Consider the following 14,589-nt stretch of genomic DNA (forward strand, 5'->3'; position numbering starts at 1 on the left):
GGATGAAGAAATGACATTGGCAATTGAAATGAAAGATGTAATGAAAAGTTTCAGTGGAAAAACGGCACTTCGAAATGTAAATATTGAGGTGAAGCAAGGAGAGATATTCGGATTCCTCGGACCGAGTGGATCTGGTAAGACGACAACAGTAAAAATTTTAACTTCTCAATTGCTTCATAGTGTTGGAACGGTAAGAGTATTAGGGAAAGATATTACAGGACCAAGTAGCATCGATTACAAACGAATTGGTATTTTAACAGATAACAGCGGCTTATATGAAAGACTTAGCATTTATGATAACTTACTATTATTTTGTGACTTATACGATTGCAAAAAAGAAAGAATCGATGAAGTACTAACACAAGTAAATTTATTAGATGATAAAAAAACACCAGTAAAGAAACTATCAAAGGGAATGAAGCAACGCGTCACACTGGCAAGAGCAATCCTTCATAAACCAGATATCCTCTTCTTAGACGAACCAACATCTGCACTCGATCCAGTAAACGTACAAAACATTCATAAAATCTTAAAAGACTTAAATGAAGAAGGAACGACGATTTTCTTAACGACTCACAACATGGATGAAGCAGAAACGCTTTGTAACCGTATTGCCTTCCTTTGTGGCGGAGAAATTGTAGCGCTGGATACGCCAGAGAACCTACGCTTACAATACGCTAAGGATCAAATACAGGTCGTATTAAAAGATAAACAAAAAGAAGTAGTGCAAAAAGATGAATTAGGTGCAAAACGTATTTCAGAATGGATGAACAAAGGAGAATTACTATCCATTCATTCACACGAACCAACGCTAGGTGATATCTTTATTGAAGTTACTGGGAGGGGATTATAATGACTTTTTCAATGAGACGTGTATCAGCTATTTTTAGAAAAGAAGTACAAGATTTTAAGACAAATTCACAAGTGTTGTTAATGGCATTTTTACCAATTATACTTTCATTTTTGTTTAGCAGATTTGGAGTGGGAAAGGAAATGTTAGGCATTACTACTATAACGGCCTTCCTATTTGTCGCAGGCTTTGTTCAATCTATGGTAATTGCAGAAGAAAAAGAAAAACATACACTGCGTGTGTTGATGTTATCCCCAGCATCTTCTGTTGAAGTTCTTCTTGGAAAGAGTTTATTAACATCGGGTCTGACGATGGTCATTTGTATTGCAAATTTATTCATTTTAGATCAGTTAAATATTAATCTTCCATTGGTAGGATTGGTATTCTTATGTGGAACTATTTTGTTTATCGTGCTTGGAACAATGATTGGATTACTTGCATCTTCTGTACCACAAACATCTTTAATTGGTATGCCTATTTTAATGACGATGTATTTAGCTGTACAATTTGAGCCGATGGTTGAAAATAAAGTAATTAAGACACTAATTGAGTATCTTCCAACATCTCATATTGTAAAAGCAATCAAAAGCTTAGTAGATGGAGCTGGGTTTAGTAGTATTAGTGGGCATGTATTAAATGTTGGAGTGTGGCTTATTATTGCGCTTATTGCGTGTTTAATCGTATATAAGAAGAAACAAATGGACTAAAAACTGAGCCGAAACGCTCAGTTTTTTCTTTTTTCTATCATTTCCTCGGAAATTTTACAGTTCTTATACATATTTTTACAAATTTTGTCGAAAAGTAATTAGTTATACGTTGTATAGGATACGTGAATATTGTTCAAAATGATTGCTGAGGTGATGATGGAATGCGAGGAAGAAATAATAAAAAGTCGCAAAAGGTAGTACATTTATTTCAAAAAAGATGGGTGTTTCCGGCACTATACATTGCTTGTGCAGCGGTAATCTTAATGGTTGCGCTATGGTTCCAAGGAGCTAATCCGAAGAAGACTCCAAACCACGATCAAGCAACACCGTATACACAATCGGAAGATCCAGCAGTACCAGTAACGAAATCTTCAGAAGTAGTGAAAATGCCAGCTGCCGCGAATGCGGAAGTAGTCGTACAAAAGAAATTCTATGAAGATGCAGCAACTGAGGCGGAACAAGAAAAAGCACTTGTCTTTTATAACAACACATATTCCCCAAACAAAGGAATTGACATTGCTGCGAAGAATGGAAAAGAATTCAATGTTGCCGCTGCTTTAAGTGGTACAGTAACGAAAGCTGAAAAAGATTCACTTCTTGGTTATGTTGTAACAGTTGATAGTGGAAATGGTGTAGCGGTATCTTATCAAAGCTTAGGCAGTGTGAAAGTAGAAAAAGGTGCAAGAGTTGCACAAGGTGAAGTATTAGGAACATCCGGTCTAAGTGCAATGAATAAAGAGGCAGGCTCTCACGTTCACTTTGAAGTACGTAAAGACAATGTGGCTGTGAACCCTGAACGTTACTTAAATAAATCAGTAACAGAAATTAAAGCTGATGCAGGTGCTGCAAAGGCTACGAATGCTTCTGGTAAAAAAGCTGATGACAAATCTCAAAAAGAAGAGAAGTCAACGAGCACGAAACCAGAAAATAAAACAGAAGACAAGTCTCAAAAAGAAGAGAAATCAACAAGCGGTTCAACTAGTGACAAAAAAGAAGAACCGAAGAAAGAAGAAAAATCAACAAACGGTTCTACAGAATCATCTAACGATTCTTCTTCACAAGAATAATAAAGTGAAAAAATCAGTTCTCATCAAGAGAATTGATTTTTTTATTTTTATATAAAAATAATCAATTTCGAGAAAAAATTTGTAAAAACAAGGAAAAATGACGAGATTCTCGAATATATATTACAAAAGGGAGGGGATACTGTGTCATTTTTGTTTGTTCTGTCGACTGCTATTATTTTATTGTTTGTTTTATTCACTTTATATTATTATATTGCCGGTAAGAAAGAGGTTCCCCACCATCAGTTGTTAGAAGAAGAATTGGAACGAGAAGAATGACGCCTTTTATACAAGGTGTCATTTTTTTTGGCCATAATAGTCAGTTTTAACGTATTTCTCACAAAAAAATGTAATTTTTCTTAACTTAGTCCGCAAAAATAGTGAACATGTAGCATATATCAGTAGTGCGGGCAATACAATGGTATAAACCAAAGCAAAGAGAGTGTTTGAGGTGAGAAATCGTGAATCATTTCATTATAAATCCAAGAATGTTTAACGCTTACAAACAGCACTCACACTTACTTCTTAGTCGTATGCAGCGAGGCTCATTTCACCCTTCTCACATCCAAATTAGGGAGGCGAGTGGTGTGCACGATTACATCAAAGAGAGAACTATCAAGATTGGTAAGTATATCGTGGAGACAAGAAAGACAGTGCGTGTCATTGCAAAGGAATTTGGGGTATCAAAGAGTACAGTCCATAAAGATTTAACAGAACGTCTACCAGAGATTAATCCAGAGCTCGCAAATGAAGTAAAAGAAATTCTTGATTATCATAAGTCTATTCGTCATTTAAGAGGTGGAGAAGCAACAAAACAAAAGTATAGAAAAGAAGATGTAGAGAAGCCTGTACGTCAATAATGTTACAGTAGCAAACATTCCGTTCACATTCGGTAATATTTTTCAGAAGAATTCTTTTTGCGAATATTACGTTTCTGTTAAATTTATGATAAAATCAGAAATTAGGTGAAAAGAATTCGGGTGTAACCTGATTTTGAATATCGAGGAGGAAAAAACGGGAATGTTTGCGCGAGATATCGGAATTGACCTAGGTACGGCTAACGTATTAATTCATGTTAAAGGTAAGGGTATTGTATTAAATGAGCCATCTGTTGTGGCCATTGATCGTAATAGTGGTAAAGTATTAGCAGTCGGTGAAGAAGCGAGAAGTATGGTGGGACGTACGCCTGGTAATATTGTAGCAATTCGTCCACTTAAAGATGGTGTAATCGCAGATTTCGAAATTACAGAAGCAATGTTAAAGTATTTCATTAACAAATTGGACGTAAAGAGCTTCTTTTCAAAACCTCGTATTTTAATTTGTTGTCCAACAAATATTACATCAGTAGAACAAAAAGCAATTCGTGAAGCTGCTGAACGTTCAGGTGGTAAAACAGTATTTTTAGAAGAAGAACCAAAAGTAGCCGCAGTTGGTGCTGGTATGGAAATCTTCCAACCAAGCGGTAACATGGTTGTTGATATTGGTGGAGGTACAACAGATATCGCTGTACTATCTATGGGTGATATTGTTACCTCTTCCTCTATCAAAATGGCTGGCGATAAGTTTGATATGGAGATCTTAAACTATATTAAACGTAAGTATAAGCTATTAATCGGAGAACGTACTTCAGAAGATATTAAAATTAAAGTTGGTACAGTATTCCCAGGTGCACGTAGCGAAGAACTTGAAATTCGCGGACGTGACATGGTAACAGGCTTACCACGTACAATTACAGTATGCTCTGAAGAAATTACAGAAGCATTAAAAGAAAATGCAGCTGTTATTGTACAAGCTGCAAAAGGCGTATTAGAGCGCACACCACCAGAATTATCTGCAGATATCATCGATCGCGGTGTTATTCTAACAGGCGGTGGAGCTTTACTACACGGTATCGACATGCTTCTAGCAGAAGAACTAAAAGTACCAGTATTAATTGCTGAAAACCCAATGCACTGCGTTGCGGTTGGTACAGGTATTATGTTAGAGAATATCGACAGATTACCAAAGCGTGCTTTGAGATAATTTGAAAGAACTAAGGCTGATGCCTTAGTTCTTTTTTTCGTTTTTATATTTTTTTATTTTGTTTTTTTGCGAAAATGGAAGGAAAATAGAGAAATATGAAGGAAACAGGTAAAATATTCATATATATGGTTAAATTTAATATTTCCTTAATTGAAAACGTTTATAATATAATGAGTCGAATACGACATTAAGGCAAATAATGTTTCAATACATATTGCCTTTCCCTAATTTGGGCATACACTCTTTTCCACCTCCGTGTCAGTTGCAAAAATGTGCAACTATTTTAATGGAATAGAGTGTGTGCATTTTTTTTTTAGGAAGTTGTGCTAAATATAAAATGTTACTTTGTAATGACAAACAATAAACAAAATGGGATAATAGCAATATGTCCAAGTGGTAAGACCAATATTACAAAAGGGGCGATTGTTACATGCTAAATATAGAACAAATTAAAGAAATCATTCCTCACCGCTATCCATTTTTACTTGTTGATAAAATATTAGAAGTAGATGAAGGCAAAAGAGCGGTTGGGATTAAAAATGTATCCGCAAACGAAGAATTCTTTAACGGACACTTCCCTGACTATGCAGTTATGCCTGGTGTACTTATTGTAGAAGCATTAGCACAAGTCGGAGCAGTTGCAGTATTAAAGAAAGAAGAAAACCGCGGAAGACTTGCTTTCTTTGCAGGTATCGACAATTGCCGTTTCAAAAAACAAGTACGCCCAGGTGATCAGCTTCGTCTAGAAGTAGAAATGACACGCGTACGCGGCCCGATTGGAAAAGGAAAAGCAATCGCAACAGTAGATGGTGAAGTTGCATGTGAGGCAGAAATTACATTTGCGATTGGTGATAAAAAAGAATAGATAGTACTAAAAAATCTCCTTGTAAAAAGACAAGGAGATTTTTTTAATTTCTGCTATATAACGATGAAACGATAATATACAAACTAATCAGAAAATTACTTGTAAATAGATGGGAATTACCATATACTTACTTTATTGTTTATCTAGAAAACAGGATAAGTGATAAAGGTAATAAAGAAATAAGGGCATTGTCATATTGTTAAGGTACTTAAATAAGACAAAGTAGAATGTTATTGATTATGATGAAATGTGGGGAAATCAGCAAGAATATTAATTAGACGTATGAAATCGAGCATAAGAGAGAGAAAAGGGAAATGTCGAATTTCACAAAAGGAGATTATGAATATGTTCGGGAGAAAGAAAAGAAAACCATTACGACAATTAATTACACATAAAGAGCCTAAATCGCGTATTACAGAACAATACCGTAACATTCGTACAAACATTGAGTTTACATCTGTAGATAATCATGTTCGTTCTATTATTGTTACTTCAGCAGATCCAGGTGATGGGAAAACAACAACAATCGCAAACTTAGCAGTTGTTTTCGGACAACAAGGAAAGAAAGTTTTATTAATTGGAGCTGACTTGCGTAAGCCGACGATACAAAACTTATTTGCCGTTCATAGTTCAAATGGGTTAACGAACTTATTATCAGGACAAGCAAAACTTATGCAATGCATTCAAAAAACAGATATAGAGAACGTATACTTAATGGCAGCAGGTCCAATCCCTCCAAACCCAGCAGAACTATTAGGGAGCCGGGCAATGGACGAGGCGTTTCTAGAAGCATATAACATGTTTGATATTATATTAATTGACACACCACCTGTCCTTGCGGTTACGGATGCACAAATACTTGCGAATAAATGTGATGGAATCGTACTCGTTGTACGAAGTGAAAAGACGGAAAAAGATAAAATCGTAAAAGCGAAACAAATATTAGATAAAGCATCAGGCAAAATACTAGGTGTCGTTTTAAACGATAAAAGAGAAGAAAAAGAGCAGTATGGTTATTACTAAAATATGAAAAAGCCAACAAAAATTTGTTGGCTTTTTACTTTTTTCTGAAAATTCTTTATCAAGTTACACAGTGTAAAAAACGTGATAAAATAAAAATTTTGGAAAATGATTGGAATGTGTTGTCATATTTAAGATTATTTTGTAAGATTAAACTTGTTTCTTGTGAACAAATATAGAACTGAATTATTAAAAATAAAAAATGTAAGATTTATATGTTATAATTTTTCCTATGTGTAAATTTTAGAAAGTTGGAGGAACCTATGGAAGAAACAATTAGTTTAAAAGATTTATTTCATATCTTAAAAAAACGTTTAGCAATGATCCTCGTAATCGCCTTTGGTGCAGCTATTGTAAGTGCTATCATTAGCTTTTTCTTCATGACACCAATCTATCAATCTTCGACGCAAATTCTGGTTAATCAGAAGAAGCAAGAAGGGGCAGCAATTCAGTTGGGGGAAATTCAATCAAATATTCAATTAACGAATACATATAAGGTTATTATTAAAAGTCCAGTAATCTTAGAACAGGTAAATGAAAAATTAAATTTAAATATGACAGCACAAACTTTAACAAAGAAGATTAATATTGCGAATGAAAAGGATTCTCAAGTTATTTCTGTTACAGCTGAGGATAAAGATCCGAAACTAGCTCGTGATATTGCAAATGCAACTGCAGATGTATTTAAAGATGAAGTTGCAAAAATTATGAATGTTGATAACGTAACAGTGCTATCTAAAGCAGAAGTTGCAGAAAATCAATCTCCAATTAAACCACGTCCAATGTTAAATGTAGCGATCGCTTTCGTTGTTGGTTTAATGGCTTCAGTTGGTCTTGCATTCTTACTAGAATACCTAGATAACACAGTGAAAAAAGAAGAAGATGTAGAAATTTTACTTGGTTTACCAGTATTAGGTATCGTAGCTCGTATGGATGAAGAAACAATGAACGTGAAATCACACGCTCCATCATCAAGAAAAGTGAGGGGACAAACAATTGGCTCTTAATTTATTTAAAAAGAAAAAGAATCATCGTCAACGCCGTCAATTAATTGCTCATCAACAACCGAAATCACCAATTTCAGAACAATATCGTAATATTCGAACGAATATTGAATTCGCAGCTGTTGATATGAATTTACATTCATTACTGGTAACATCTGCTAATCCGAGTGAAGGGAAAACGACAACGACAGCGAATATGGCAGTTGTGTTTGCTCAACAAGGAAAAAAAGTATTATTAATTGATGCAGATATGCGTAAACCAGCAATGCATCAAATGTTCCAAGTAGATAATATTTTTGGACTCACGAATGTATTAACACATAGTGAACGTTTAGAGAAATGTGTACAAACGACATCTATAGATAATCTAAGCTTTTTAGCATGTGGTCCAATCCCACCAAATCCAGCAGAATTGTTAGGCTCAAAATCAATGAAAGAACTTCTTGGACAAGCATACAGTATGTACGATTTAGTTATTTTTGATATGCCTCCAATTTTAGCTGTAACGGATGCACAAATTATGGCAAATGTATGTGATGCTTCTATTCTTGTTGTTCGTAGTGAATCAACAGAGAAGGAAAATGCAGTAAAAGCAAAAGGATTATTGGAGTCTGCAAAAGGTAAATTGTTAGGTGTCGTTCTAAATGACCGTGAACGTGAACAAGGATTATATTATTATTACGGTGCAAACTAATTAAAAGAGTGAGATATGGTTGAAACATATCTCCTTTTTTCCCTTGAATATGAGATATCTCATATTCAAGGGAAAAAAGATTTTTATATGAGAGAGGGATGATGAAACAAATGATAGATTTACATTGTCACATTTTATCTGGTATCGATGATGGTGCACAGACAGTAACAGATAGTTTAGCAATGGCACAACAAGCAGTGTCAGAAGGAATACATACAATTGTCGCAACGCCGCATCATCAAAATGGAAAATATGTAAATGAACGTACCCCAATTATTCATCACGTAAAACAACTAAATGATGAACTACAACAACATAATATTCCACTTACTATTTTACCTGGGCAGGAAGTCAGGTTATATGGAGATTTATTAGAAGACTATGAAGCTGGTAAAATCGTTACTTTAAACGAAACAAATAAATATATATTTATTGAATTTCCATCTAATCATGTACCACGTTATGCCGAACAATTATTCTACGAATTACGTGTAAAGGGAATGATTCCAATTATTGTTCATCCAGAACGTAATGCCGAGTTAATCGAGCGGCCAGATAAGTTATATAACATTGTAAATAAAGGGGCATTAACGCAAGTAACGGCAGGTAGTTTATTGGGTAAATTTGGTAAGAAAATCAAAAAGTTTTCACTACAACTTGTAGAACATAATTTAACACATATGGTCGCTTCAGATGCACATAATACGACGTCAAGAGGATTTCATTTAGCGGAAAGCTATGAATTAATTGAGAAAGAATTTGGAACAAGTGTTATGAGTGATTTGAAAGAAAATCCGTACTTATTAATTAGCGGGAAGGCAATTTACAAAGAAGATCCAGAACAAATTCGCCGTAAAAAATTGTTCGGTATTTTTTAAATAAAAATTGGTGATGTCTCCTAACCGTTATCAATGGGGGCACTCGGTCGTGCTGTGGGTAGAAATTTTTATTTCGAACCTACCTTAGACGCTTGTCGTCGGGAGTATGACGTGAGGGTGGGTTAGATGCCCATAATTTATTTGTAATAGAAACTCTACCTATGGAGTTATAAACATGACTCTATAGGTAGGGTTTTTGTTATTGCTACATATAAATAAAAGGATGCAGGGGGACTACAATTGAAAAAAGTAAGAAAAGCAATTATTCCAGCAGCTGGTCTGGGAACAAGATTTTTACCAGCAACGAAAGCGATGCCGAAAGAAATGTTACCTATCGTTGATAAACCAACAATTCAATACATAGTAGAAGAAGCGATAGAATCAGGAATTGAAGATATTATTATTGTTACTGGAAAAGGAAAGCGAGCGATTGAAGATCATTTTGATCATTCATTTGAACTAGAACAAAACCTTTTAGAAAAAGGAAAGTATGAAATGCTTGAAAAGGTACAAGCTTCTTCAAAAATTAATATTCATTACATAAGACAAAAAGAACCAAAAGGGCTAGGACACGCAGTATGGTGTGCGCGTAAGTTTATTGGAAATGAGCCGTTTGCAGTATTACTTGGTGATGATATTGTTCAAGCAGAAACGCCATGTTTACGTCAATTAATGGATCAATATGAAGGTACACAGTCATCAGTTATTGGTGTACAAACAGTGCCTGAAAACGAAACACACCGTTACGGTATTATCGATCCGATTGAACAAAGCGATCGCCGTTATCAAGTGCGTCAATTTGTTGAAAAACCAGCAGAAGGTACAGCACCATCTAATTTAGCAATTATGGGGCGTTACGTATTAACACCAGAAATTTTTATGTTTCTTGAGAATCAACAAACAGGTGCGGGTGGAGAAATCCAATTAACAGATGCGATTCAACGATTAAATGAAGTTCAACGTGTATTTGCTTATGACTTTGAGGGTACGCGTTATGACGTTGGAGAAAAGTTTGGATTTATTAAGACGACGATTGAGATGGCGCTACAAAATGAAGAATTAAATGTAGAGTTAATGAAGTATATGAAGGAACTTGTAAAAAAGGAAGAGGTACATTCATAGGAGAATGTCCTTTTTTATTATGAATAAGATAAGAATTATATAAAGAAGGGAACAGGTATATTGAGTTATCGAAGACGGCTCTCATTATTGATTTTATTAGATTCATTTATCGTATTAACTGCCGTGTATTTAAGTTATTGGTTTATACATCCAAATGTATTAAACAAAATTCCTATGACAGTAGTTATTAGTTCTATTACATTATTGTGTAGTCATCATGTTTTTGCAGCTATTTACAAGTTGTACAACAAGGCGTGGGAATATGCAAGTATTGGAGAATTAAAACAAATATTTAAAGCAATTACATTATCAATTTTAGTAACAGCAATTGTTCAACAAATTATAAATCATGATATTTATGTTCGAATTTTAGCTATTGCATGGATGTTACATTTATTATTAATTGGTGGTTCTCGCTTCGTATGGCGTATGTTCCGTGATACATATATTTCAAAAGCAACTGATAAAAAACGAACATTAATTATTGGTGCAGGTTCAGCAGGGACAATGGTGGTGCGTCAATTACAACATAATAAAGAAGCAGATTTGTATCCAATTGCGTTTGTTGATGATGATAGAAATAAGCAAAAATTGGAGATTTATAATGTGCCGGTTATTGGTACAACAAATCATATTCAAGAAATTGTAGAAGATAATGATATAGAACATATCATTATTGCAATCCCTTCATTAAATAGAGGGCAAATAAATGAGGTTTTTGAGAAGTGTAGAAAAACGAAGGCGAAAACGCAAATTGTGCCGATGTTAGAAGACTTATTAGATGGAAAAGTGTCTGTAAATGAATTTCGTGATGTGCAAGTGGAAGATTTACTAGGGCGAGAGCCTGTTCAATTAGATGATAAGGGAATAGGTGAGAAAATTAAAGATAAGACGGTTTTAATAACGGGTGCTGGAGGCTCTATTGGATCAGAGATTTGCCGTCAGATTTTAAAATATAAACCAGCAAAAATGGTTCTTTTAGGACATGGAGAGAATAGTATTTACCATATCGAGATGGAATTGAGAACTAAGTATAAAGAGCAAGCAGAATTTGTAACGGAAATTGCTGATATACAAGATCGAAATAAAATATTTGAAATAATGAAAAAGCACAAACCATTTGTGGTATACCATGCAGCTGCACATAAACATGTTCCATTGATGGAACGGAATCCTGAAGAGGCTGTAAAAAATAATATAATTGGTACCAAAAATGTGGCAGAAGCTGCAGATACGTTTGGAATCAATACATTTGTTATGGTCTCAACAGATAAAGCGGTAAACCCAACAAATGTAATGGGAGCAACAAAACGTGTTGCAGAAATGGTTGTTCAACACATGGCTATGATAAGTCAAACACGATTTGTAGCTGTTAGGTTTGGAAATGTATTAGGTAGTCGTGGAAGTGTGATTCCATTGTTTAAAAAACAAATTCAAAGTGGGGGACCAGTTACAGTTACCCACCCAGATATCACTCGATACTTTATGACAATTCCAGAGGCATCAAGACTTGTGATTCAAGCTGGATCCTTGGCAAGAGGTGGGGAACTATTTGTATTGGATATGGGCGAACCTGTTAAAATTGCAGATTTGGCAAAGAATTTAATTCAGCTGTCAGGTTATTCTGTTGAAGAAATTGGAATTGAGTATAGTGGACTAAGACCGGGAGAGAAGATGTACGAAGAGTTGTTAAATGATAATGAAATCTATAAGGAACAAGTATTTCCTAAAATTCATATAGGAAAGGCTGTTTTAAAAGATTTTGAATCCATTCAACAATTTATAGATGAGTTTGAGCAGATGAGTCAAGAGAACATTAGGAAAACCTTATTAGATTTTGCGAATAATAAAGTTGAAGTAAATAGCTAAATTTAAAACATTGAGTATAACAAGAGGCTTTTGCTAGATATTTAAGATAAGCTAGCTAGTTTTAAAACGAACATTAATAAGTAAAGTGAGGAAGCTTAAATGATTAATAATGCGATAAGAAATATTCCGTTTTCTCCACCAGACATTACAGAAGTAGAAATAGAAGAAGTAATAAAGGCGATGAAATCGGGTTGGATTACAACAGGTCCTAGAACAAAGGAACTTGAAAAGAAGATTGCTGAATACGTTGGAACAAATAAAGCAGTTTGTTTGAATTCAGCTACAGCTGCCATGGAGTTAACACTTCGAATTTTAGGAGTAGGACCTGGAGATGAGGTTATTACTTCAGCTTATACTTATACAGCTTCTGCATCAATTATAGAGCACGTAGGGGCAAAAATTGTTTTAGTTGATACAGCTCCTGATTCTTTTGAAATGGATTATGAAAAACTTGCTGATGCGATTACTGAAAAGACTAAGGTAATTATTCCAGTTGATATTGCGGGTAAAATGTGTGATTACGATACAATATATAGCGTAGTAGAAAGCAAAAAAGATTTATTCAAACCTAATAATAAAACTCAAGAGTTATTTGAAAGAATAATTGTAATGACCGATGCAGCGCATGCATTTGGTGCTGAACGAAAAGGAAAGAGATGTGGACAAGTTGCTGATTTTACTTGCTATTCTTTCCATGCTGTGAAGAATTTAACAACGGCAGAAGGTGGGGGCGTTGTATGGCGCAATGATTTAGGTTTAGACGATGAGTGGGTATATCAACAATTTATGTTATACAGCCTTCATGGACAATCTAAGGATGCCCTAGCAAAGACTCAAAAAGGCGCATGGGAGTATGATATTGTTTACCCAGCTTATAAATGTAATATGACAGATATAATGGCAGCAATTGGATTAGTCCAGTTGGATAGATATGAATCTCTTATGGGTAGACGTAGAGAGATTATTGAAATGTATGACAAAGAATTGTTGCCATATGGAATTCAAAGTCTGAAACATTATGGGGATGATTTCTCTTCATCGGGACATCTTTATTTAGCAAGAATGCCTGGGATTGAAGAGTCTGAAAGAAATAAAATTATTATTGAGTTAGCCGAGATGGGAATTGCAAGCAATGTACATTATAAACCATTGCCTATGTTTACAGCGTATAAAAACTTAGGATTTGATATAAAGAATTATCCTAATGCATTTAATATGTATAAAAATGAAATCACGTTACCTTTACATACAAGATTAACAAATGAAGAGGTAAAATATATTACTGATACTTTTAAAGAGATTTTAAACAATAGATAAGGAGAACTATAAATATATGAAAAAAAGAGTTCTAATTCTAGGAGTTGCAGCAGTTCAGATGGATGCAATCTTGGAACTGAAAAAAGTGGGATATGAAACTTATGCTTGTGCAATGGCTAAAGATGGACCAGGAGCAGATGTAGCAGATCACTTTGCCGAAATAAATATTTTAGACTCAGAGGCAATTATTGATTATATCGAGAAAAATCAAATTTCTGTTGTTTACTCTACAGGTTCAGACTTAGCTATGCCGATAGCATCTTTAATCAGTGAAAAGTTAGAAATGCCACATTTTGTATCAGAAAAAACGGCACGTATATGTAATAATAAGGACTTAATGAGAAAAACTTTGGGGAACGACTTTGAAGGAAATGTAAAATTTCAGGTTGTAAAAAGTGAAGATGATGAATTAAAAATGGAATTTCCTTTTATCTTAAAACCAGCTGATTCACAAGGGCAAAGAGGGGTAAAATTAGTTCAAAATCGAGAGGAATATGTAGAAAGCTATAAGGCTGCTACAGAATATTCTCGTTCAGGATTAGTAATATTAGAGCAATATATTTCTGGTCCAGAACTTTCTGTAAATGGTTATCTAGTAAATGGAAAAGTGAAGTATTTAGTTGCGTCCGATAGAGAAACTTGGCCTGAATATACGGGATTAATTCATAAACACATTGTCCCAACTGTAAACCTTACTTCTAATACTACGAGTTTATTAAATAGCATAATAGAAGCTGCATGTGCCAAATTGGAAATAAAAAATGGACCTGTTTATGCACAAATGAAATTAGAAGAGGGAATGCCATATATTATTGAAATAACCCCTCGTTTAGATGGTTGCCATATGTGGAATTTACTATCTTATTATAATGAAGTTAATTTAATGAAGCTAACATTTGAGCACTTATTAAATGGGGATACTTCTGAATTGGAGAATATCAAAAAAAATCCAAATGATAAATATATTTTGGAATTTATCTGTCAAAAACCAAATACCGCAGCAGATTATTTGGCATTTGAAAACCAAATAGAAAATTCCCTAGATAGCTTTAATTATTACAAACAAGGAGATAATATCCGTCCAGTAAATGGTAAAAATGATAAGATTGGATATTTTATTTATAAAGATTAAATAAGGCCATTGAATAATTTGAGAGTAGTGCTGGTTAGGATTAAA

15 protein-coding genes are annotated in these 14,589 nt (G+C 34.3%); all 15 read left to right on the top strand.

The window, feature by feature from the left end:
* Positions 1–10: 10 nt before the first annotated feature.
* Positions 11–853 (top strand): ABC transporter ATP-binding protein, encoded by an 843-nt coding sequence (locus BM089_RS26625; RefSeq protein ID WP_090978533.1) that lies wholly within the window; start codon positions 11–13, stop codon positions 851–853.
* Positions 853–1,557 (top strand): ABC transporter permease, encoded by a 705-nt coding sequence (locus BM089_RS26630; RefSeq protein ID WP_053563321.1) that lies wholly within the window; start codon positions 853–855, stop codon positions 1,555–1,557. Before BM089_RS26625 ends, BM089_RS26630 begins: the two co-directional genes overlap by 1 nt.
* A gap of 161 nt (positions 1,558–1,718) precedes the next feature.
* Entirely contained in the window at positions 1,719–2,624 is a 906-nt protein-coding gene (locus tag BM089_RS26635) for a stage II sporulation protein SpoIIQ (protein WP_001214922.1), read from the top strand.
* Positions 2,625–2,765: 141 nt separating this feature from the next.
* Entirely contained in the window at positions 2,766–2,900 is a 135-nt protein-coding gene (locus BM089_RS26640) for a hypothetical protein (protein ID WP_000008903.1), read from the top strand.
* A gap of 308 nt (positions 2,901–3,208) precedes the next feature.
* On the top strand, positions 3,209–3,481 hold the full coding sequence (gene spoIIID, locus BM089_RS26645) for a sporulation transcriptional regulator SpoIIID (RefSeq protein WP_000544012.1): 273 nt from the start codon (positions 3,209–3,211) through the stop codon (positions 3,479–3,481).
* A 160-nt stretch (positions 3,482–3,641) separates the two neighbouring features.
* A complete protein-coding gene (locus BM089_RS26650; RefSeq protein ID WP_000457978.1) occupies positions 3,642–4,643 on the top strand; it encodes a rod shape-determining protein in 1,002 nt (333 codons plus the stop codon).
* A 430-nt stretch (positions 4,644–5,073) separates the two neighbouring features.
* The gene (gene fabZ / locus BM089_RS26655) at positions 5,074–5,508 is read left to right on the top strand and encodes a 3-hydroxyacyl-ACP dehydratase FabZ (protein ID WP_000931959.1); all 435 of its coding nucleotides are present in this window, start codon (positions 5,074–5,076) and stop codon (positions 5,506–5,508) included.
* A gap of 345 nt (positions 5,509–5,853) precedes the next feature.
* Positions 5,854–6,531, top strand: coding sequence for a CpsD/CapB family tyrosine-protein kinase (locus BM089_RS26660; protein ID WP_139213339.1), 678 nt, complete (start codon positions 5,854–5,856; stop codon positions 6,529–6,531).
* A gap of 260 nt (positions 6,532–6,791) precedes the next feature.
* Positions 6,792–7,535: a YveK family protein gene (locus BM089_RS26665; protein WP_090978536.1), complete on the top strand. Its 744-nt coding sequence runs from the start codon at positions 6,792–6,794 to the stop codon at positions 7,533–7,535.
* Positions 7,525–8,226, top strand: coding sequence for a CpsD/CapB family tyrosine-protein kinase (locus BM089_RS26670; protein ID WP_090978538.1), 702 nt, complete (start codon positions 7,525–7,527; stop codon positions 8,224–8,226). Before BM089_RS26665 ends, BM089_RS26670 begins: the two co-directional genes overlap by 11 nt.
* 110 nt (positions 8,227–8,336) lie before the next feature.
* On the top strand, positions 8,337–9,104 hold the full coding sequence (locus BM089_RS26675) for a tyrosine-protein phosphatase (RefSeq protein ID WP_090978567.1): 768 nt from the start codon (positions 8,337–8,339) through the stop codon (positions 9,102–9,104).
* A gap of 240 nt (positions 9,105–9,344) precedes the next feature.
* Entirely contained in the window at positions 9,345–10,226 is an 882-nt protein-coding gene (gene bpsC / locus BM089_RS26680; RefSeq protein WP_088022167.1) for a UTP--glucose-1-phosphate uridylyltransferase BpsC, read from the top strand.
* Between the two features lie 60 nt (positions 10,227–10,286).
* Positions 10,287–12,095: a polysaccharide biosynthesis protein gene (locus BM089_RS26685; RefSeq protein WP_053563327.1), complete on the top strand. Its 1,809-nt coding sequence runs from the start codon at positions 10,287–10,289 to the stop codon at positions 12,093–12,095.
* Positions 12,096–12,194: 99 nt separating this feature from the next.
* Entirely contained in the window at positions 12,195–13,412 is a 1,218-nt protein-coding gene (locus tag BM089_RS26690) for a DegT/DnrJ/EryC1/StrS family aminotransferase (RefSeq protein WP_053563328.1), read from the top strand.
* A 16-nt stretch (positions 13,413–13,428) separates the two neighbouring features.
* A complete protein-coding gene (locus BM089_RS26695) occupies positions 13,429–14,544 on the top strand; it encodes an ATP-grasp domain-containing protein (RefSeq protein ID WP_000747556.1) in 1,116 nt (371 codons plus the stop codon).
* Positions 14,545–14,589: the final 45 nt, after the last annotated feature.

This window comes from Bacillus sp. 5mfcol3.1 (assembly GCF_900114335.1).
GTDB classification, from domain to species: domain Bacteria; phylum Bacillota; class Bacilli; order Bacillales; family Bacillaceae_G; genus Bacillus_A; species Bacillus_A thuringiensis_S.

Coding starts and splice junctions, on each gene's coding strand:
- BM089_RS26675 (WP_090978567.1), top strand. CDS start 8,337: ATGATAGATTTACATTGTCACATTTTATCTGGTATCGATGATGGTGCA.
- BM089_RS26635 (WP_001214922.1), top strand. CDS start 1,719: ATGCGAGGAAGAAATAATAAAAAGTCGCAAAAGGTAGTACATTTATTT.
- BM089_RS26625 (WP_090978533.1), top strand. CDS start 11: ATGACATTGGCAATTGAAATGAAAGATGTAATGAAAAGTTTCAGTGGA.
- BM089_RS26630 (WP_053563321.1), top strand. CDS start 853: ATGACTTTTTCAATGAGACGTGTATCAGCTATTTTTAGAAAAGAAGTA.
- BM089_RS26690 (WP_053563328.1), top strand. CDS start 12,195: ATGATTAATAATGCGATAAGAAATATTCCGTTTTCTCCACCAGACATT.
- BM089_RS26650 (WP_000457978.1), top strand. CDS start 3,642: ATGTTTGCGCGAGATATCGGAATTGACCTAGGTACGGCTAACGTATTA.
- BM089_RS26660 (WP_139213339.1), top strand. CDS start 5,854: ATGTTCGGGAGAAAGAAAAGAAAACCATTACGACAATTAATTACACAT.
- fabZ (WP_000931959.1), top strand. CDS start 5,074: ATGCTAAATATAGAACAAATTAAAGAAATCATTCCTCACCGCTATCCA.
- BM089_RS26695 (WP_000747556.1), top strand. CDS start 13,429: ATGAAAAAAAGAGTTCTAATTCTAGGAGTTGCAGCAGTTCAGATGGAT.
- BM089_RS26665 (WP_090978536.1), top strand. CDS start 6,792: ATGGAAGAAACAATTAGTTTAAAAGATTTATTTCATATCTTAAAAAAA.